This window comes from Natronomonas salina (genome assembly GCF_013391105.1).
Classification (GTDB): Archaea; Halobacteriota; Halobacteria; order Halobacteriales; family Haloarculaceae; genus Natronomonas; species Natronomonas salina.
Genome location: NZ_CP058335.1, coordinates 3,022,048 through 3,040,986 on the forward strand (window position 1 = coordinate 3,022,048; position 18,939 = coordinate 3,040,986).

Annotated in this window: 20 protein-coding genes; 14 read left to right on the forward strand and 6 right to left on the reverse strand. The window is 62.6% G+C overall.

What is annotated here, in order from left to right; translation table 11 throughout:
• Positions 1–112: 112 nt before the first annotated feature.
• Together HWV07_RS15610 and HWV07_RS15615 are read left to right on the forward strand one after the other, a co-directional pair.
• Complete coding sequence (locus HWV07_RS15610; RefSeq protein WP_178335201.1) at positions 113–1,321, forward strand: MFS transporter; 1,209 nt, start codon at positions 113–115, stop codon at positions 1,319–1,321.
• 579 nt (positions 1,322–1,900) lie between these two features.
• Positions 1,901–2,899: a PQQ-binding-like beta-propeller repeat protein gene (locus HWV07_RS15615; RefSeq protein WP_178335202.1), complete on the forward strand. Its 999-nt coding sequence runs from the start codon at positions 1,901–1,903 to the stop codon at positions 2,897–2,899.
• A 129-nt stretch (positions 2,900–3,028) separates the two neighbouring features.
• On the opposite strand, the gene HWV07_RS15620 is transcribed toward HWV07_RS15615, so the two are convergent.
• Both HWV07_RS15620 and HWV07_RS15625 read right to left on the reverse strand, forming a co-directional pair.
• Entirely contained in the window at positions 3,029–3,316 is a 288-nt protein-coding gene (locus HWV07_RS15620) for a hypothetical protein (protein WP_178335203.1), read from the reverse strand.
• Positions 3,317–3,785: 469 nt separating this feature from the next.
• Positions 3,786–4,067: a hypothetical protein gene (locus HWV07_RS15625; protein WP_178335204.1), complete on the reverse strand. Its 282-nt coding sequence runs from the start codon at positions 4,065–4,067 to the stop codon at positions 3,786–3,788.
• On the opposite strand from HWV07_RS15625, the gene HWV07_RS20215 reads away from it, so the two are divergent.
• The 9 genes from HWV07_RS20215 to HWV07_RS15665 all read left to right on the forward strand — a co-directional run bounded on the left by HWV07_RS20215 (position 4,056) and on the right by HWV07_RS15665 (position 13,471).
• A complete protein-coding gene (locus HWV07_RS20215) occupies positions 4,056–4,169 on the forward strand; it encodes a DUF8118 domain-containing protein (RefSeq protein ID WP_484549450.1) in 114 nt (37 codons plus the stop codon). The genes HWV07_RS15625 and HWV07_RS20215 overlap by 12 nt on opposite strands.
• A gap of 298 nt (positions 4,170–4,467) precedes the next feature.
• A complete protein-coding gene (locus tag HWV07_RS15630; RefSeq protein ID WP_425487809.1) occupies positions 4,468–4,827 on the forward strand; it encodes a DUF7985 family protein in 360 nt (119 codons plus the stop codon).
• A gap of 4 nt (positions 4,828–4,831) precedes the next feature.
• On the forward strand, positions 4,832–6,559 hold the full coding sequence (locus tag HWV07_RS15635) for a DUF8186 domain-containing protein (protein WP_178335205.1): 1,728 nt from the start codon (positions 4,832–4,834) through the stop codon (positions 6,557–6,559).
• Positions 6,544–7,329, forward strand: coding sequence for a hypothetical protein (locus HWV07_RS15640; RefSeq protein WP_178335206.1), 786 nt, complete (start codon positions 6,544–6,546; stop codon positions 7,327–7,329). Before HWV07_RS15635 ends, HWV07_RS15640 begins: the two co-directional genes overlap by 16 nt.
• Positions 7,330–7,332: 3 nt before the next feature.
• Positions 7,333–8,460, forward strand: a complete 1,128-nt coding sequence (locus HWV07_RS19835; RefSeq protein WP_178335207.1) for a TrbL/VirB6 family protein — start codon at positions 7,333–7,335, stop codon at positions 8,458–8,460.
• Positions 8,460–9,569, forward strand: a complete 1,110-nt coding sequence (locus HWV07_RS15650; protein WP_178335208.1) for a TraC-like domain-containing protein — start codon at positions 8,460–8,462, stop codon at positions 9,567–9,569. The genes HWV07_RS19835 and HWV07_RS15650 overlap by 1 nt, the downstream gene beginning before the upstream one ends.
• Positions 9,566–11,656, forward strand: a complete 2,091-nt coding sequence (locus tag HWV07_RS15655; RefSeq protein WP_178335209.1) for a VirB4 family type IV secretion system protein — start codon at positions 9,566–9,568, stop codon at positions 11,654–11,656. The genes HWV07_RS15650 and HWV07_RS15655 overlap by 4 nt, the downstream gene beginning before the upstream one ends.
• 50 nt (positions 11,657–11,706) lie before the next feature.
• Positions 11,707–12,918: an LAGLIDADG family homing endonuclease gene (locus tag HWV07_RS15660; protein ID WP_178335210.1), complete on the forward strand. Its 1,212-nt coding sequence runs from the start codon at positions 11,707–11,709 to the stop codon at positions 12,916–12,918.
• Positions 12,919–12,979: 61 nt separating this feature from the next.
• Positions 12,980–13,471, forward strand: coding sequence for a DUF7261 family protein (locus HWV07_RS15665; RefSeq protein ID WP_178335211.1), 492 nt, complete (start codon positions 12,980–12,982; stop codon positions 13,469–13,471).
• A gap of 165 nt (positions 13,472–13,636) precedes the next feature.
• Here HWV07_RS15665 and HWV07_RS15670 read toward each other — a convergent pair whose 3' ends face one another.
• Genes HWV07_RS15670 through HWV07_RS15685 form a run of 4 tightly spaced genes read right to left on the reverse strand, consistent with a single transcriptional unit; the run spans position 13,637 to position 17,097 of the window.
• Positions 13,637–14,305: a ribonuclease H family protein gene (locus HWV07_RS15670; protein WP_178335212.1), complete on the reverse strand. Its 669-nt coding sequence runs from the start codon at positions 14,303–14,305 to the stop codon at positions 13,637–13,639.
• Between the two features lie 49 nt (positions 14,306–14,354).
• Positions 14,355–15,320, reverse strand: a complete 966-nt coding sequence (locus HWV07_RS15675; protein WP_178335213.1) for a metal ABC transporter permease — start codon at positions 15,318–15,320, stop codon at positions 14,355–14,357.
• Positions 15,317–16,069, reverse strand: a complete 753-nt coding sequence (locus HWV07_RS15680; RefSeq protein WP_178335214.1) for a metal ABC transporter ATP-binding protein — start codon at positions 16,067–16,069, stop codon at positions 15,317–15,319. Before HWV07_RS15680 ends, HWV07_RS15675 begins: the two co-directional genes overlap by 4 nt.
• On the reverse strand, positions 16,066–17,097 hold the full coding sequence (locus HWV07_RS15685) for a metal ABC transporter substrate-binding protein (protein WP_178335215.1): 1,032 nt from the start codon (positions 17,095–17,097) through the stop codon (positions 16,066–16,068). Before HWV07_RS15685 ends, HWV07_RS15680 begins: the two co-directional genes overlap by 4 nt.
• 112 nt (positions 17,098–17,209) lie before the next feature.
• On the opposite strand from HWV07_RS15685, the gene HWV07_RS15690 reads away from it, so the two are divergent.
• From HWV07_RS15690 to HWV07_RS15700, 3 genes are all read left to right on the forward strand, one after another.
• A complete protein-coding gene (locus HWV07_RS15690) occupies positions 17,210–17,704 on the forward strand; it encodes a CBS domain-containing protein (protein WP_178335216.1) in 495 nt (164 codons plus the stop codon).
• Between the two features lies 1 nt (position 17,705).
• Positions 17,706–17,909, forward strand: a complete 204-nt coding sequence (locus HWV07_RS15695; protein ID WP_178335217.1) for a hypothetical protein — start codon at positions 17,706–17,708, stop codon at positions 17,907–17,909.
• Positions 17,910–18,023: 114 nt separating this feature from the next.
• A complete protein-coding gene (locus tag HWV07_RS15700; protein WP_425487810.1) occupies positions 18,024–18,881 on the forward strand; it encodes a DMT family transporter in 858 nt (285 codons plus the stop codon).
• Positions 18,882–18,939: the final 58 nt, after the last annotated feature.

Consider the following 18,939-nt stretch of genomic DNA (forward strand, 5'->3'; position numbering starts at 1 on the left):
TTCGGTCGGTATAGGTGGTTCAGTTAGCGGTCGCTCTGGAATACAGATGACCACGTCTCCGGAAACCGCAGTCCTATAAGCGAAACACACCTCGGTCTCATCTGTATCGGTTATGGACGAAGACCCGACCGGAGACACAGCTGGGTCGGAAATCCCGTGGCACTCGGCCGTCTTCTATGTCATCATCTCCAGTTCGTTGATCGGTGTCATGGGCGTATCACTGATCAGCCCACTGCTCCCCGAACTTCGCCCGGTTTTCGGTATCTCAGATGCAGCAGTCGGCCTCTTCATCACCGCCTATTCGATCCCTGGCATCTTCATTACCCCCTTCATCGGATACGCAGCCGACCGAATCGGTCGCAAGTGGGTGCTGGTCCCACTCCTCTTCACGTTCGGCATCGCAGGCGCTGGCATCGCCTTCACGACGAATCTGTACGTGGCATTAGGGCTGCGGTTCCTCCAAGGCATCGGGGCCACCGCACTCGTGATGCTCGCGGTCACCCTGATCGGTGATATCTACGAGGGGAATCGCCGCGATACCCTCATCGGCATGAACGGCAGTATGATCGGCATTGGTGCAGCCTTCTATCCGCTACTCGGTGGTGCCCTCGCAACGCTACGTTGGAGTGTCCCATTCCTCTTCTTCGGGATTGCCATCCCCGTTGGGATTCTCGCATTGATAGCGTTAGACGGGGCAACAGGTGCGTCAGAGGTGCAGCTCTCTACGTACATCACCCGGATCTATGGCGTGGTTCAGCTGCCGGAAGCACTCGCGCTCTTCGCGGCGATGTTCTTGGCGGTGTTCATCTACTATGGTGCCGTGGTCACGGCGTTGCCGCTGCTGTTGAGTGACGAGTTCGGATTGACCTCTTCAGCAATCGGGTTGATACTGGCCGTCGCAGCGCTGGCGAATGCCGTCACGTCGTCGCTGTACGGGCGGATCTCCAAACGTCGGACCGCCCCGGAGTTGATCTCGTTGGGATTCGTCGCCTTCGGCTCGGGCTTGCTTCTCGTCTGGCGGTCGTCTACGACAGGGTCGATAGCGATCGCGTTACTCGCCTTCGGTATCGGGCTCGGGCTCGCGTTGCCGTCCATTGATATGAAGGTGGTCACGCTTGTCTCGGAGGATCTTCGTGCTGGGATGATGGGGATGCGAACCAGTATGCTCCGTCTTGGACAGACGATCGGGGCGGTCGGCTTCACGTTCGTTGCTGAGACATTCTTCGTGAGCACCGTTGACGGATATCGGTCACTGATGCTCGCTGCTGGAATACTTGTAACCGGTACAGGCGGACTTCTCTATATCATATTTCGCAACTAATCCCATTCCGTCCCTGATGAACGCAGTGACTGTGACTATGCTTAGGTGGTCCATTTGCAGGCTGAGTCTCGCGGCTGATTCAGTCTCGCCGCACTGAAACCATCTTACTCGCAGATCGGTCGGTCCAGGGAGTAAACATACCACTCTAAATAGGAATGAGATATTGCTTAGAAAAATCGATCAGGCAAAGGTCAATGAGTCGTCTAGAAATCGCCGGACTCAGAAAGGATAGTTCAATGGGGCTGTTCGCCTGTTGAGGAGAAACTAAGAGCTATCCTGGCGGAAGAATTCGTTGTAGTAATGCCCTCCACTGGTCGAACGGATACGTTTTCTCGACGGCAGTTATTGGCCGCTTGCGGGACTGTTGCAAGTGTAAGTGCAATTGCTGGCTACGGGTATGGCAAAATCCCACAGGATGACTGTACCCCGACCCCACTGGATACCTCTCCAGTCGAATGGTCAGTTCCCAATTACAATGGAGGGAACACTCGGACAGCACCAGCAGAAAGTGCACCGCCCACGGGATTAACTGAACGATGGCGCCAGTCGTTGAAGTTCAGCCGACCCGGTCATCCGATTGTGACCAACGGATCGGTCTTCATCCAGACAAACGATGGAGACAATACCCGGCTCGCGTCCTACAATCTGTTTTCTGGAACGCAAGAGTGGAGTCAGCTAGCTGCGACTGGCCGATACGGCCCACCACTCCTGTCGGGCGGAGACAATCTCTTTCTTGCTCAGTGGCAGGACGGAGAAGAGACGATCTCCAAGGCGGTAGCCACACAGAGTCGAGCCGAACGCTGGCGCACCGACGTAACCGGAAGGAGGGTGACGCTCTCACTCCAGACAGGACATCTATTCATACACAGTGGAGACGAGATCGTTGCGCTGGATGCCCAACGAGGAACTATCTGTTGGCGTGAAAGCTTCGACGAAGAGCCACGAGCGAGTGCGACAGCCGCGGGTGGCCTTCTCATTGTGAACGTGGGGACAGATGGAGAACTTGCCGCGGTAGATGCTGAGACTGGCGAGACGCGGTGGAAACAAGATGTCTCATCGTACTTCCATCCAAATGAGGATGCTATCAGGGATGCGATTCGAGAGGAGATCGTCGTCGGGGAGGAGCTTGTTTTCATCTCCACATACGGGGGCCGGCTACTCGCGCTTCGTCTCGAATCTGGTGAAATCGAGTGGGTCGAAACGTCAAGTCAACCAGACCCAATCGAAAGAGGTGGAGGCGTGTATGGGCCTGCATCACTGAAACCAGTCGCGTTTACTGGCGAGAGGCTGCTAGCGAGCGAGGAATATACGATTGACGAGCCGTCTGTTCTGTACGCTCTCGACAGCACGACTGGAGAGGAAGTATGGGATTTCGAGACGGGTGTCGAAAACCCTCGGCAGCCGACGGTAGCCGGCGAAACTGCATACGTCCCTTCTGCGGATGAACTACTCGTTATCGACTGTACTGATGGTACGATTATCGAACGATACAGTTTCCACGAGCCCGTCGAATATGCGATTCCTATCGATAGCCTTTGTATCGTCACTACACGTCAGGAACTGATCGCGCTCGGTTGAGTAACAAGCGTTCGCTCAGTAAGCAGGCTACTCCTTACGGCTGGTTCAGTCCCATCCCATCGAAACTATCCCCCTCCCGATGCAGACGATCTGAATCAGATAACGGGCCACGAGAGCTTCGTCGTCACGTCAGTCCAGATTCCAGTCTGTGCAGTCCCACCCATCGATGTCGTAGACACACCCCTCTACCCGCCAGCGAATCTCCCCGTACTCGATCGGCTCGACGTCGAATGGACCCGTCTGCTCGAGTCGCCGCATCACAGCCTCAGCAGTCTCCGGATCGATCGCTGTCGCTTCTGAGAGTTCCACCAATGGGATGATGACGAGCCCTTTCTCGTGTTCTCGGTGGAGATACTCGAGGACACGGCTGATTGCAGCCTGTTCGATACCTCGCTGGACTGGTCTTCGGGTTGCCATACGATACGAATCGCCGGGACGCTATGTGAGTCTAGGAGGGCGATTTCCGGAGGTTCCGCATAGCTCTGTAGCGGTGTAACAACGGGTGGAGAAACTCCACCCAGCACGGCTGTGGGGAGGGACATCCCCAATCGGAAACACTGCTACGAGCCCCATAGTTATCGACCAATCAAGCAGGAGTAAGCAGAAATATCCGAACGCTATCACCCTCTTACTCACGCACTGCTGGCTACCTACTCGACTTTCTTCGAATCGTCGAAATAACCCGGACGACGGAAGCACTCGCTGAAGGTGCCCCCGGACGTTACGATGGGGTTTATCTGGCGCCCGTCGGGTGGGCGCTGGCCTCTGAAGGCCTGGCCTCGAACGTATCATGTCTGATGAGATACCGAGTGATAACGACGAATCGACGCTCGACCCACGGACGGAACGAGCTCATAGCGAGGACATGCGGGTGGCCCTGCGGAAGTCAGGTGGTATCTACACCGTTCGAAGTGAATCGGGAAACACCTACCGCGTCGATATCGCTACCGAGGAGTGTTCCTGTCCGGATTTCCGCCAGCGGTCGATCGAGCGTTGCAAACACATTCGTCGAGTCGAGATAGAGATTCGGAATCGAACAGTCCCGACACCGGATGGTCGGCTTCCTGATCGACCTGTCGCAGATGGCGGTGCTGACCTCGATCTGAACGTCGACGACGCCGATACTGAGCGGCGCGTTGATGGTCCGCTTCAGGAAATCGACAAGCATGGTCGGCCGACCGGCGCCGTGTACTACCGCTGTACGGTGTGTGGCTCGGAGGCGATGCGTCGCCAAGACCTCGAGGATTGCTGTCCGGTCGCGCGGCGATGAGGGGTTGAATTCACGGACCTTCCGTTTCGATGTCACGTTTTCGCAGGCTTTGCATCCAGTTTAAGTAACCACAAACACTCGAAATTAGATGGCAACTCGTTGATATAACGATAACGTTACAGACATCGTTTGGGTGCTACCTGCCCCGATTATTACTTTCTTGCTGCAAGGCTGCCGGTAGAGTATGTCGAAACTCGTTGCAAAGTGGCAGTCCCGAGTCTGTAGGGACGATTCTCCTGCAGGTCGCAGTAACATCCCGTTCATCGGTTCGGGGCACGCCGTTACTGGCGTCGCTCGAATCAGCATATGGCTGACTCTGGTGACCCTATTGGTGGGACTCCTCGCAGCCCAGCCGGTCGCCGCCCAGGCCTCCAATCCCGTCTGTTCTGGGGAGTCTGGGACGCTCCCGAGCATGATCGAGGGCTTCATCCAGTTGACGACCGCGCTGGGGTTGATGGGCCTGCTCGTCGTCTGGCAGGCCGACGAACTCGCCCAGATGTTCACGATGAATCCAGAGCAGAAGCGGACGCTCAAACAGCACAAGCGCGGTGCGGTGAAGTCCGCGACCGTTCTGGTCTTGCTCGGCCCACTGTTCACGATCGCTGGGCAGCTGATGCAGTTGCCCGTCGCGCAGTGTGTCGATCTCATTCCGTTCTAAGGCGATGCGACAGGTCGGACTCACACTGAGTTTCGCGCTGCTGCTCGTCGCCTCGGCGACGACCGTGGCCAGCGGCGACCCACCCAGACCCGGGACGACGAACAGCTCTCTCTCAGAGAGTGAGGAGGCGACGCTGTGGGCACGCCAGCCTCCAGAGGCGTACGTCTCGAACGACGAGTATCAGGAATCGTTCGGCGAGAACCGGACGACGATCCACCAGGTCGCCAACGGGACGGACCTGACGTTCACCGAGCCGCCGTCGACGGCCAGCCGATGGACCCACTTCGCCCACGGCGAGTTCGAGCCAGGCGATGCGAGTACTTCGCGATATCCGCCGACGGCGAACACGACCAATGGGACCTACATCAAGGAGGCCCACGCGACGATCTTCGCCGTCTCGCCGTCGACGCGGGCCCACGTCGCGCCTGGCGACGAGCGTTTCTACGTGCCGACGGAGGGCGAGGTCCTTGGACTCGTGGACTATCGACTCGCTGGCTCGGAGGCGGCAAATCCGATGCAGCTCTCCGACTCGATGCAGGTCGCCGCTCACGAGGTAACCGAGACGCGACTGTACGCCGATGGCGAAGAGATCGCCAACGGGACGGGGGGTCACCGCCCCGCCCTCGAGTACACTACTGAGAGTGCGTCGAACCTCACGCTGGAAGCGGAAATCACGGTGACGATCGTCCCTGCATCTCGCGGTGACGCGACCGTTGCAAACGGGACGATTCCGGCGAACGAGACAGGCACTGACGTCCTCACCGAGACGCTCACGGTCCGCGATACCATCGCGGTCGATCTCTACGACCTGCGGGCGTCGGTCCACTACGCCGAGTACCCGGACAGCAAGACCGGCGTGTCGATCTACCAGACGGAGCCCTGGCAGGGCTATACCCTCGACGAGTCGGGTGAGATGCGCATCCGTGGCGTCTGGCGGTTCTTCACCGCTCGCAATCCCGCATGGGACACCCTCGTCGAGTCCAACAGCACCGATTCACGGCAGGTCGACTCGGACGTCCTGCCGGTCTTCGTTCACGCCTACCCCTCGAAGCTCGGACCACGCGCGAAACCCGAGTACACTGGACCGACGATCATTCGAACGTGGGGCGAACAGCGGCGCTCACCCGCGGGCGCGTTGCCGGAGAACGTGACTGTCGACGTCGTGAATGGATCGTACGAACCGACCTACGGGCTGGCCGTCGAGTCCCGGTCGGTGGCTTCGGAGAACCTGACCGTCCACGGCATCGTCCACGGGACCGAAGCCGAGCTCCTCGGCCCGCTGGAGAACCGGGAGGTACGCGAGAGTGACCTCACGACGGAGATCGTCAGCGAGAATGAGACTGGAATCACGGTCCTGTTGACGCTCCGGGAGGCCGAATCGGGTGACCCGATTGTCCTTGCCGATGACGACCGGATCGCACCGATCGCGAATCTCGAACGCGAGGGCTACATCGAGATCGACGGCCAGCGCGTGAAGACCAACGCGACCGGCGAGGCGGTCGTCCACCTCACCGAACAAGGCGTCTATACGGCTCGATACCAGCCTGCATCGTGGCTCGACAGTTACCCAGTCTACGCTGGTGACTCGGCGATGGTGCGGTGGCATGCACTGGGGTCGGTCGGCGGGTGGCTGGAACTGTTTACCCGGGCGGGGCTCGTGTTAGCTCCGTTCTTGGTGATGTGGTACGCCGGGCGGCAGCTCGGCTCGATGCTCGAATGGAGGCGATACTGATGCCGAGAATCACTCGACGTGATGTCCTCAGTACCGTCGGAGCAGCAACGCTGCTGGCTGGCTGCTCGGAGAGTAGCTCGACCAGTTCGGGCGGCTTCACCAAGACCACGGTCGAGAATCAACAACTCATCGCGGAATTCGAGTCATCACTCGAGGCAGAGACGATCTCCGTGATCGACCCGGCTGGTGAGTCGTTTGCTGAGACGTCCGTGGCTACAGGAGCATCTCGCGTCACCTTCGACATCCCGATGCCATATGCGCCCGGTGAGTACCGCCTCGTCGCCGCTGCTGGTGACGAGACACTCGCCGAGACGACTCAGGCGATTCGCCCTGAGTTAGAGATCGTCGACGTCGGTGTCGGCGCGAATCGACTCGACGAGATGCCGGAGGGACTACATTTCCCGGACAGACAGGTCTATGTCACGGTTAAGAACGAAGGAACGGGGCCAGATGGAATAACTCGCTTAGAATTCTCGAAGGAGTTCCCCAATAGTAACACTGAGAGAGAAGGTTCGGGGATTTTTGATGGCAACTCAGGCGTTGAGGAGAATGAGCAAAAAGTCGTTCCTAAAGACGAAGCAACGACGCTAATCAGTTGGACGCTGCCATTTGCAGACTATGAATCCAACTGCGATTCGGATTCTCATCTCATAGATGCAGAGATTCGAGTTCAGCCTATCATTTCTAAGCGGGAATTGGAGGAAGCTGTTGAAATCCGCTATTCTCCAAGTGGCTCGCAGAATGCGTGTAATGTAAGTCTCGAGAGGTGAATCATGCCTGAGGTACCCTTCTCTGATTTCGGTATTAGATGGTTCGAGGACATCGTAGAGAAGATCACGGAGTGGTTCACTGAGGAGCTTACTACAGGGTACGAAGAATTTCTGGAGAACTCATTATCGACGCCACTCCCAAACGGACAAGGATTAGATCTAATCTTTACGAAGCCCGCTGAGTCGGATGGTATTTGGCATGGAATCTATGAGTCGACTGTCGCAGGTGAAACGACGATTTTTGCATTGGTCATACTCTTTCTCTGTGTCCAAGGCCATCACTTCATTAGGATCTTCAATTACGGGAGTGCGCACGAAGCTCGAAAGGCACGACGTGCTTCGTGGGTAGGTGCTCTGCTTACCATCAGCTGGTACTGGATAGGCGTTCTCGCCCTCTACTTTGTCGAGGGTCTTACGATCGGCCTCATTCCAAATATGCAACAAGTCGGAAGTTCGGTCATATCGCTTCTACCACAGGCGGCGGGCACCCCGGGGCTGACCCTCGTGATGGCTAGTTTAGGTGGGCTCGCGATGGTCGCGCTGAAGGCGTTGTTCATCATCCGGGAGTTGCTCCTGTACGTCTATCTGTACGGCATGCCGTTCGGTATCGCCATCGCGTACGGGAACGTCCCGGTGCTGTCGAACATCGCCCGGCGATTGATCGCCCAGTTCATTCCACTGGCCGCATTGCCCCTACCGGCGGCGATCCTCTTCCGTGGCTACGAATTGCTGTTCGCCGGTGAGCATCAGCTCGAACTCGGCGGGCAGTTCGCCCAGTATCTGGTTGTGATCTCGCTGCCGATCATCACGTTATACGTCACCTGGAAGACGTTCAAATTCGCCGCGCCATTGGCAGCCAGAGCGATCGGTGGCACCGGACGTGGTGCCATCCTGGCTGGGACGGTCGCGACGGCCGGCTATCTGGCCGGGCCGACCGCAGCCGCAGCCGGGGCGCGGTGGGGACCGACTGCGGCGGCGGGGACTGCGCTTGCCTCCAGACAGGCCCAACCGAACGGTTCTGGAGCGCAGACACAGCGGGCAGCGGAGACAAGCGATAGCGATGACGGTGGCGGTGGCAGTGGTGGCATCCCCGAGTATCGGCGCTCAGAGAACGATCCAGGATACTACTAATGGCAGACGAACACAGCGCAGCAGCACGACGCATCATGAATCGTCTCGGGGAGGACACGCGCCTCCCCATCGTGAACATCCGCGAGGGTGACGTCGGCATCCTTCTTGGGTTCCCCATCACAGGACTATTCATCGGTGCCAGTACCGGCATCAGCGTCCTCGCGGTCACCCTCCTATTCGTGGGTTTCGGACTCGGCGTAGCTACCGTCTATGCCGCGCCACCGCACCTGACGGCCTGGGAGTGGCTTCGCATCGTCGGCCGATACGTGTTCAAGCGGCCGCGTGTCACGCACAGCTATCGCGCCGATGACCCCAATCCATCGACCGAGGGCGGCTGGGTCGAATACACCCCGTTCAGCGTCGATGAATCGACCCAGGAACTCACCAACGTCGAGCGGGCCTGGCCCGGCGCGGGAGCGATCGAGCGGACGGATGGCACGATGGAGGCGTTCATCGAACTGGAGCCAGCGAACATGGACTTCGCGATGGCCGAGGACTGGCAGACCGTCCAGGAGCAAGCCGAGGAGTTCGCGAACAACGAACTCGACTTCCCGCTCACGTTCTACGCGACGACGCAGTCGTTCCCGGTCGAGCGATTGGTCGCCCAACTCGACAGCCGATTCGATGATCCCGACGTCGAATCCAATCCCGTGTTTCGCGAACTTCTCAATGAGTATCTCGAGCAGCGACCGGTCGACCTCGCCGGCACTCGGCAGTTCCACTTCTATCTCGGCGTCGAGGTCGACCGAAGGGCAGTCTATCATCGCTACGAGGAGGAACGGACACCCGGTGAGAAGCTCGCCCAACTCCCTGTAATCGGCCCGCTGTTCAGCCCGTTCGTCACTCGCCGCGAGGACTACTCGGAGGCCGAACTCCGGGTGGCGATGTTCGAGAAGCTCGACGACCGGATTCGAACCGTGCGCAACGAGTTCGTCGAGAAGGTCCCCGGCTGGTCGGCCCGCCGGCTGGATACCGTCGAACTGTTCGTCCTGAACACCGAGTTCTGGAACGGCGAGGAGTACTGTGAGAATACAGCTGAGCGGCTCATTCGCGAACAGCCAGTGCTCGATAACTCCGAGCGTGACGATTCGGAGGTGGTCGACGGATGAGGTACACGCAACTGCTGCAACTCCAGGGGCCGCAATTCATCGAGGCGTTACCACCCCTCGTCTCTACGCAGGGACTGCTCGTCTATGGGGTCGGTAGCGTCATCTTGCTAATCGTCGTGGCGAACCTGGTCTCATGGTACCGGGAACGGAACCGAGACGAGCCAGGCTTGGACGAGTTACTTGACGAGGGGACGCTCGAATCGGCCGAAGTGGAGTATCAGGTGCTCGACGAGCTGGCTGAACGACAGCAGGACGTGATGGCGCCGGCCGCGATCGAGTGGGCGACGCGGATTGCCCGTGTCGGCGAGCAGTGGACGTCGACGCTCTACGTCACCGAGTACCCGGACGCACCAAAGGACGGGTACCTCAGCGGACTGTTCGAACTGACCGACGTGGAGTTCGACGTGACGGCGCGTGTCGTCCCGCAGAACCAGGCGCGAGCCCGTGACGAACTGCAGCGGGTCGCCGACGACCTGCAGGCAGATGCTGACCTGGAGCGGACAGTACGTAGCGCATATCTTCAGGAGCGTGCGAACACGGCGAGACAGACGTACAAGGCCGTCGAGAACGGCCAGCGAGTCTTCGATCAGGAACTTGTCGTCACGGTCCGCGCTGACACGCGAGACGAGCTCCGCCAATCGGTGAAGAAGGTGCGAGCCGCGCTCCGCGAACAGCCGGCGCAACTGGAACCGAAGACAGCCATCTGTACCCAGGACCTCGCCGTACAATCGGCGGCCCCGATTGGTCCAAGCAAACTCGATAGAACCGCTGTTGCACTTGGTGGGGCTGTCGGTGCCCTACTTGCCTCGCCGCATAACGCGTCGATTCTCGAGGAGGGTGGAGTGGAGTTCGGCGTGCACAAGGACACGCGCAGTCCCCTCGTGATCGACCCGTTCGCCCGCGAGGACGGCTATGCGATGTTCACCGTGGGCGATCCAGGCTCGGGGAAGTCCTTCGGCTCGAAGCAGAACTTCATCCGCACGATCGAACAGGACCCCGACCGAATCGGTGTGATCCTCGAACCGCTGAACAACTGGGCCGGCGTCGCCGACGCCCTCGGTGGCCAGCGCATCACTGTCGGGGGGACGCTCGGATTGAACCCACTGGAAATCAAACCCACGCCCGAACATGTCCTGCAGGAACGTGGCGAGGACGCGAGCCCCCTGCGGGAACGTCGCAACCGCGCAGTGAGCTTCTTTGCGAACTTCTTCGCCCACCGCGACGTCGACCTCGGCGACCGCCGCACCACCCTCGAGTTGGCGATTGACGAGGCCTACGAACGGAACGGGATCACCGAGGACCTGTCGACGCATGACCGGGAGAGTCCGACCGTTCGCGATGTCTTGAACATCCTCGAAGAGATGAGCAACGACCCCGGCGAGTACGTCGTCCGGGTCGAGGCGGAAAGTGAAAAGATTGAGACGGACGCGGTGTGGTTGCTCAATCAACTCAGGCCGTTCGCTGAAGGTGGCCAACTGGAGAATCTCGGGCGGCACAGCGAATTCGATATCCGGGACGAGAAAGTCGTCTACCTCGACCTCCAGCAGCGCGGCGGCTCCATCGGCGGCCACACGAGCCTCATCATGGAGTTGCTCATTTCACTGGTCTACGAGCGGGCCAAGGAGACGGACAAGGAGGTGGTGTTCGTCATCGACGAGGCACGCTATCTCATGAAGGACGCGGCGACGCTGGAGTACCTGGAGACGATCTTCAGACACCATCGCCACCACGACCTTTCGATCCGGCTGGTCACCCAGACGGTCGACGAGTTCTTCCAGCACGACGTCTCGAAGATCATCCTCGATCAGTGTGCCATCAAGCAGTTCCACAAACTCGATGGGATGAACGACGACACCGCGGACGTCTTCGGCCTCAACCCTGCCCAGAAGCAGTTTGTGCAGGACGCAATCCCGGGGAGTGACGACAAAGGCTACTCGCAGGCGCTGCTCGGCGTCGACGGTGAATGGCGTGGGATGGAGGTCCGGGCACTGCCAAGGGAGACTGAGGTCATCGAGAACGAAGTAACCGAGGACGCAATCACAGGGTCCGGCCAGGAGCAACCCACTACCAAAGCGCTGGACGATTGACCGCTGCTTCCGCGCTGTAGGGTTTATCGACGGGCCGACGGGTGGCCCGTATGAATGAAGACACAGCAGCGGTCGACATTGCGGATGGCGGCCTCACTGAACGAACCCAGGTACTGACGACAGATGGACCGATCGCAGCCGCCGGCCTCGAGGTGGGAGACGAGGTTTATGCGCTCAATCCAGCTACGAGAATACTAAAGCGGAAACCAGTAACGGGAATCGAACGGGTCGAGTACGATGGCCCGCTCGTTCACGCGAACGCTCGCCGGATCGATTGGCTTCTCCATCCTGAGCAGCCAATTCCATATCGGACTGACGCGATAGAGCGGCTCCGGCTGCAGCGCGCTGGTGACCTCGACGAACTCGGAAAATACCGACTCGTCAACGAGTGGCGGTCACTATCGAGGCCATCCCTCGAGCAGGTCGATGTGACCGAGTTCGTCGACGAGTTTCAGGCCTGCGTCGAGGTCGACTGCCACGGGCACAGTTTCAGAGCGTCACTACCCGAGGGATGCGTTCCTGTGGGTCGAAATGGCTTCACCGGCTATCACTTCGATGCTGCCACCTTCAAACAATATCAGGAAACCCTGGAATCGCTGGGAACCGACGTTCGAATCAGGGACAAGAAAGGCCACTGGCGACGACCGTATCGGTTCGACGGAGATGACTTCATCCGATTCATCGGCTGGTACGTCACGGAGGGGAGTATCACAGAGAAGGTCAACAGCGATTCTGCCTCTATCTCTATCTCGCAGAAGATTCCGGAGTACCGAGATCGGATCGAGCAGCTGTTCGAGCGGCTAGGAATCAGTGTCCATGCCTCGAAAGGGTCCTTCGCGTTCTCATCGAATCTCTACGCTCGGTTGCTCACGGATATGTGCGGCGAAGGCTGTCGAGAAAAGTGCCTCCCGGAGTTCGTCTGGAATCTCGATACCGAACAACAGGAGCTGCTGCTGCAGGTGCTACTCGACGGTGACGGAAACGACCATCAGATCTATTTCACGACCAGCCGGCAGCTTGCCGATGATGTTCTCAGATTGTGCGTCGAGACATCGCGTAAGCCTCGATACACGTTCAAAGAGGGGAGAGGGATGTGGCGGATATTCGTGGGGAAGGTCAACGACCAGCTTTCCTCGAAACGACAGGTCAGCATGACGGAGGATAGTGTAACGCTCTATCGACTGACGATAGAAGACTACAGCCTTGTGATGGCTGGGAGGAATGGACGCTTTCAGTGGCTGGGAGTCTCCTCCGTATCGTGAATAGAAGGATGCGAGTCTCGTATCAGGAAGGTCGGGGTCGTCGACATCGAGAGCGCCTTCGATGACCGCGGCGGCGGTCATCGCCATCGCGCTCACGCCGATCCTCCTCGCCTACCTCCAGCTGGGCTACCACCCGGACGTACAGGACGACTCGCCGGCCGTCGCCGGGGACGAGGCCGTCGCGTTCCTCGACCGGTCGGTCCATAATGCGACGGCGGCGACGGCCGGCGACTACGGGTGGGACGAGCGGGACCGGATGGCCGAAGCCGTCCGGGCGGCCATCGGGAACGACGTCGGGACGCTCGAGTCCTCGCGTCTCGAGTCGGGAATCGTCTACGACGTCTCGTACAACCAGACGGCTGCGACGGAGTGGGCGGGAGAGAACTGCGACAGCGGTCCCGGCAAGCGGTTCGGCGATTGCGAAACAGACGGCGGAGTCGTCCTCCAGGAACGGGCCGACGAAGCCGTATTACTGGCGGTGGGTTTCGACGTCCGGGCGGTCGGACCCGACGCAGAGACCGACCTCACTCTCGTCGTCGAAGTGGGTCGCTGATCGTATCCGAGATTCCAGGCTTACTGAATCGAGCTATCAAATCCTCCGAGAGCGAAACCCGACGAATCCGTCAAATCAGTCTTCGAGTGATCCGGGACACGAAGCGCTCGAACGATCGAGGATCGGAGCGAAGTGGCCTCAGGAAGGTACGAGAAGAGGAGGACGTCAGTCGCTGGCGGGCTCGCCGCCGGCCAGGCTGTTCGAGCGGCTGCGGTTGGCGCGAGACGGCGGCGGGTAGCGGTCGTCGTCGGGTGCGCGCCAGCGCTCGTCGTCCCGGGGAAGGACGCAGCGGTCGGGTTCGCGGTTCACGTGGGCGTACTGGTCCGGCGAGTTCGCGAGTGGGTGGGCGGGGTTGTCGCCGCTGTCGATGCGGGCGGCCCGGAGTTCGCCGAAGCCGGCGACGCGGGCGCGAATCCCCCGCCAGTGGTGGGCGGTCGACCCGGGCACGCGGAAGGGGTGCGGCGGGCGGGCGTCGGGGCCCTGCGTGGCGAGCATCGCGCGGTTGACGTTCGCCGCGAGGTCGTCGTGGTCGATGAGGACGCCGACGCGGGCGCCGGTGGGCGCGCGAGCGGCCAGCACGTCGAGGCCGAGGTGTAGCGCCCGGTACTCGGCGACGTTGTTGTCCGGCACCGCGTCGGGGACGGAGAGCCGGGCGACGCGCTCGCCGTCTCGCGTCTCGATGACGACCCCCAGTCCGCCGTCGCCGTCGGCGCGATAGGACCCGTCGGTCGCGAGGTAGAAGTCACGACGATGGGTGCGCGGCGGGTGCGCGATGTGCGGGGTGGGTGAGTCGTCGAACAGGTTCCGAAGGACCGGCCGGCAGTACGCGGCCATACGCGCCTTTCGTCCCGCTCCATATATAAATCCACGGGCAGGTCAGGGCTCAATCTGGCCGCTCTCCGGCGGCTGGCCGCTCCCGGCGGGTCCGGACTTTCCCCGCCAGCACCGCGACTATATAGATGCCGACGGCGACGAGGACGATGGTCCCGCCCGCCGTCGTCTCGTACTGGTAGGAGAGGGTGATGCCGACGAGGACCGCCAGTTCCGCGAGGACGACCGAGGCCAGCAGTGCGCCCTTGAACCCGCGGGCCAGCTGGGCGGCGCCGGCGACGGGGACGACGAGCATCGCCGCGACGAGGATGACACCCATGATCTGCATGGCGCCGACGACGACCATCGCCGTCAGCATCGCCATCACGCGGTTGTACCAGGGGACGTTGATGCCGGCGACGCGGGCGGCCGTCTCGTCGAAGGTGACGTAGAGCAGTTGCTTGTACGTGACCGCGACGACGCCGACGATGACGGCGAACAGCACCAGCAGGATGGTGGCGTTCTCCCGGGAGACCGTCGAGAGGTTCCCGAAGAGGTACTGGTTGACGCCGACCGCGAGGCCGCCGGCGTTGAGGCTGATGAGGACCGCCCCGAGGGCGAACCCCGTCGAGAGGACGATGGCCATCGAGACGTCGTTGTAGGCGTCGGTCACCTCCGAGATGAGCTCGATGCAGAGGGCGGCGAGCATCGCGACGACGACGGCGGAGACGTACGGCGACACCCCGACGTCGAAGACGGCGTTGACGAACAGGCCGACGGCGACGCCGGCGAAGGCGGTGTGGGCCAGGGCGTCGCCGATGAGCGCGAGCTGCCGGTGGACGAGGAACGTCCCGATGAGCGGCGCCATCACGCCGATGAGGATGCCGACGAGGAGCGCCCGGTGCATGAACGAGTACTCGAGCATGCCGATCCCGAGGGCGTCGCCGAGCAGCGCCAGCAGGTCGCTCCAGCGGTCGAGCAGCCAGCCGGTGCCGGCCACCTGCCCGGGCGGCGCCGTCGCGGACGCCGCGGCGGTCATCGCGTCACCTCCGCGCCGGGCCGAAGCGTCGTTCCGTACGCCCGCTCCAGGGCGTCGGTCTCGACGAACGCCGCCGGTTCCCCGTCGAAGTAGAGCTCGCGGTTCAGACAGAGCACCCGCGAGGCGTGGTCGAGCACCGCGCCGATGTCGTGCTCGACGAGCAGGATCGTCATGCCGTCGTCGTTGAGCTCGCCGAGCAACTCGAAGAATGCCTCGACGGACTCGGCGTCGACGCCGACGGTCGGCTCGTCGAGGACGAGGAGTTCGGCCTCCGCGGCCAGGGCGCGGGCGATGTACGCCCGCTGGCGCTGGCCGCCGGAGAGCTTCGTCACCTGGCGGTCCGCGAGGTGCTCGATGCCGACCGTCCGGAGCGCCTCCCGGGCGAGCCGGCGGTCCTCGCCGCCGATGCGGCCGAAGCCGGCGTGGGGGAACCGACCCATCAGGACGACCTCGGCGACGGTGATCGGCATCTCCTTCGTGTTCTCGGTGACGTCCTGGGCGACGTAGCCGACGCGTTCGCGGCCCTCGAAGGCCCGGGCGGGCGCGCCGAACAGCTCGACGGCCCCCCGATCGGGCTCCAGCAGCCCGAGGAGGAGCTTCAGGAGCGTGCTCTTGCCCGAACCGTTGGGGCCGACGATGCCGACGTACTCGCCCGGTTCGACGGCGAAGGAGACCCCCTCGACGACCGGCGCGGCGGCGTACCCGAACGTGGCGTCCTCGACGGCGACGAGCGGCGAGTCCCCCGTCATTCGAAGTTCCGCCACTCCTCGCCCAGCGTCGTCTCCCCGGGCGCGGCGGCCCCGAGCACGACCCGGAACGTCTCCATGTTGATGTTCCGTGCGATCTCGGCGTAGCCCCAGCCACGCTCGACCCAGGCCTCGGTCGTGCCGGCGTACGGCGTGACCGGGTAGTAGGCCTCGACGTCGGTGTCCGCGAGCAGCTGGCGAGCCGGTCGTCGCGGCTCGAACACCGCGGCGCCGATGTACCGGATGTCGTTGGCCTCGATGGTCTCGCGGGCGCGGCGGACGTCGGCCGGCCGGACGTCGTTGGAGGCCGCGAGGTTCGTCACCAGCGGTTCGACGGTCGCGCCGTAGCGGTCGCCGACGTACTGGAAGGCGTTGTGCGCGGCCAGGAAGGCGACGTCCCGCTCGGCGGCGTCGAACAGGTCGCGCCACTCGTCGTCGATGGCGTCGAGTTCGGCCCGCAGGTCGGCGCCGTTCTCGGCGAGCGCGTCGGCGTGGTCGGGGGCGACCGCCTCGAGGCCCGCCACGAGGTTGTCGACGGACTGCTTGGCGCGCCGGGGGTCGAGCCAGAAGTGGGGGTCGCGGCCGGCGTCGACGGCCTCCTCGTCCTCGTCGAGGCTGTCGGCCAGCGGCAGGAGGTCGACGCCCTCCCGGACGTTGACCAGGTCGGTCTCGGCCCGGTCGTCCTTGACGGTCTCGATGGCCCGGTCGGCCCACGGCTGGAAGTCCGGCCCGACGTGGATGAACGCGTCGGCGTCGATGATCGCCCGGGTGATGGAGGGGTCGGGCTCCCAGCCGTGGCCGTGCAGCCCGGTGGGCACGAGGTTCCGCACGGTGATCGGCGTGTCCTCGGCGATGCGCCGCGCGAAGTCGTAGAAGGTGAAGAAGGAGGCGACCGCTACCGGGCCGCTCGCCTCGGCGCCGGCCGACCCGCCGTCGAGGCAGCCGGCGAGGCCGGCGGTACCGGCGCCGCCGACGGCGGTCAGGAGGTCGCGCCGGGTGAGGCCCGGTCGCGACGCGGGAGGTTCGCTCATTACCGGACATACTAGCGTCGAACCTTATAGTGATTCGCATCTAAGCAAAAGATTAGATGGGACTAATCCTTCGACCCGAACGAATACCTCCCCGGCGCGAGAAGCCGCCGGCATGGTCACCGCACGCGACATCATGACCCGCGACGTCGAGACCGTCTCGCCGGACGACGACGTGAGCGAGGTGCTCTCCCGACTGGCCGGCGTCGACTTCGAGGGGTTCCCGGTCACCGAGGACGGCATCGTCGTCGGCATCGTCACCCAGGGGGACCTCGTCGACCTCTTCCAGGCCGAGGACCGGACGCTGTGGATCCCGGTCGGCTTCCCGCCGTTCCTGGAGTCGCTCACCTACGCCATCGACGTCTCCTGGGACGAACTGGACCTGGGGCTGGACTTCGCCCGGAACGCCGGCCGCCCGATCAGCGAGGTGATGACCGACGACGTCGTCACCGTCGGGCCGAAGGCCTCCATCGACGAACTCCTCGCGCTGCTCGCCGACGAGGAGCGCGACATCAACCGTCTCCCGGTCGTCGACGAGGCCAACGCGCTCATGGGCATCGTCGCCCGCCAGGACCTGCTGGCGGCCCTGGAGGCCGAGCGGAACGCCTGAGATGGCCTCCGGAAAGGGCGACCGATCGAGGTGGCAGACCACCGTCACGAGCGGGCTGACGTTCCTCGGCCTCGCGGTCGCGGTCCTCGGCCCGTTCGCCATGCTCGTCGTCGGCGTCGAGAGCGACGAACCGCTCCTGGCCGCGCTGGGGCTCCTCCTCGGCGCGGTCGTCGTGGCGCTGGTCGTCCGCCGTCGGCCGACCTGACGACGACCACCCGAAGTTCGAAAGGTTCAGGCGGCCCCGGTGCGCGGTGTCGCCGTGCGCTACCGGAACCTCGTGTTGTTCTGCGCTCTCGCCGCGGCGTGGGGATCGGCTTTCATGGCCATCAAGGCCGGACTGGGCACCCCCGAGTCGCCCGCGTACTTCTACGACGCGCCGGTGCTGTTCGCCGCCGTCAGGTACGACGTCGCGGGGGTGTTGATGCTCGGCTACGCGGCCTGGGTCACCGACCGCTGGCGACCGCGCGGCCGCGAGGAGTGGGCGCTCGTCGCCGTCGGCGCCGTCTTCCTCATCGCCGGCTACCACGCGCTGCTGTTCGTCGGCGAGCGCGGCACCACCAGCGCGGCCGCCGCGGTCATCGTCTCGCTGTCGCCGGTGCTGACGACCGCCTTCGCCAGGGCGTTCCTCCCCGAGGAGCGACTCTCCGTCCTCGGCATCGTCGGGATGGTCCTCGGCCTCGTCGGCGTGGCCGTCCTCTCTCGGCCGGACCCCTCGAACCTCGTCGGCTCCCGGTTCGAGGCGCTCGTCTTCGGCGCCGCGCTCTGCTTCGCCTTCGGGAGCGTCCTCGCCCGGCGCCTGGAGACCGACCTCCCCATCGAGACGATGGAGGCGTGGTCGATGGTCGGCGGCGCCGCCCTCATGCACGCGCTCAGCGTCGGCCTGGAGGAGTCCGTCAGCGGTCTGCCGCCGCTGGAGGCGACGCTCGCGCTCGTCTACCTCGCCGTCGTCGCCAGCGCCGCCGGGTTCCTCGTGTACTTCGACCTGCTGGACCGGCTCGGTCCGATCGAGATCAACCTCGTCTCCTACGTCGCGCCGGTGTTCGCGGCCCTGGCGGGCTTCCTCTTCCTCGACGAGGTCATCGACGCGCCGACGGTCGCCGGCTTCCTCGTCATCCTGGCGGGGTTCGCACTCGTCAAGCGACGGGCTATCCGCGAGGAACTGGCTGCCCGGCGATAACGAATCGGAGCGGGAAAGGCGGAGAGACGAGAAGAGGGTAGCGAAGGGGTGAGAGGGC

Coding starts and splice junctions, on each gene's coding strand:
- HWV07_RS15700 (WP_425487810.1), top strand. CDS start 18,024: ATGGCCATCAAGGCCGGACTGGGCACCCCCGAGTCGCCCGCGTACTTC.
- HWV07_RS15660 (WP_178335210.1), top strand. CDS start 11,707: ATGAATGAAGACACAGCAGCGGTCGACATTGCGGATGGCGGCCTCACT.
- HWV07_RS15655 (WP_178335209.1), top strand. CDS start 9,566: ATGAGGTACACGCAACTGCTGCAACTCCAGGGGCCGCAATTCATCGAG.
- HWV07_RS15640 (WP_178335206.1), top strand. CDS start 6,544: ATGGAGGCGATACTGATGCCGAGAATCACTCGACGTGATGTCCTCAGT.
- HWV07_RS15670 (WP_178335212.1), bottom strand. CDS start 14,305: ATGGCCGCGTACTGCCGGCCGGTCCTTCGGAACCTGTTCGACGACTCA.
- HWV07_RS15680 (WP_178335214.1), bottom strand. CDS start 16,069: ATGACGGGGGACTCGCCGCTCGTCGCCGTCGAGGACGCCACGTTCGGG.
- HWV07_RS15685 (WP_178335215.1), bottom strand. CDS start 17,097: ATGAGCGAACCTCCCGCGTCGCGACCGGGCCTCACCCGGCGCGACCTC.
- HWV07_RS15620 (WP_178335203.1), bottom strand. CDS start 3,316: ATGGCAACCCGAAGACCAGTCCAGCGAGGTATCGAACAGGCTGCAATC.
- HWV07_RS15665 (WP_178335211.1), top strand. CDS start 12,980: ATGACCGCGGCGGCGGTCATCGCCATCGCGCTCACGCCGATCCTCCTC.
- HWV07_RS15625 (WP_178335204.1), bottom strand. CDS start 4,067: ATGCTTGTCGATTTCCTGAAGCGGACCATCAACGCGCCGCTCAGTATC.
- HWV07_RS15690 (WP_178335216.1), top strand. CDS start 17,210: ATGGTCACCGCACGCGACATCATGACCCGCGACGTCGAGACCGTCTCG.
- HWV07_RS15635 (WP_178335205.1), top strand. CDS start 4,832: ATGCGACAGGTCGGACTCACACTGAGTTTCGCGCTGCTGCTCGTCGCC.
- HWV07_RS19835 (WP_178335207.1), top strand. CDS start 7,333: ATGCCTGAGGTACCCTTCTCTGATTTCGGTATTAGATGGTTCGAGGAC.
- HWV07_RS15675 (WP_178335213.1), bottom strand. CDS start 15,320: ATGACCGCCGCGGCGTCCGCGACGGCGCCGCCCGGGCAGGTGGCCGGC.
- HWV07_RS15610 (WP_178335201.1), top strand. CDS start 113: ATGGACGAAGACCCGACCGGAGACACAGCTGGGTCGGAAATCCCGTGG.
- HWV07_RS15695 (WP_178335217.1), top strand. CDS start 17,706: ATGGCCTCCGGAAAGGGCGACCGATCGAGGTGGCAGACCACCGTCACG.
- HWV07_RS15650 (WP_178335208.1), top strand. CDS start 8,460: ATGGCAGACGAACACAGCGCAGCAGCACGACGCATCATGAATCGTCTC.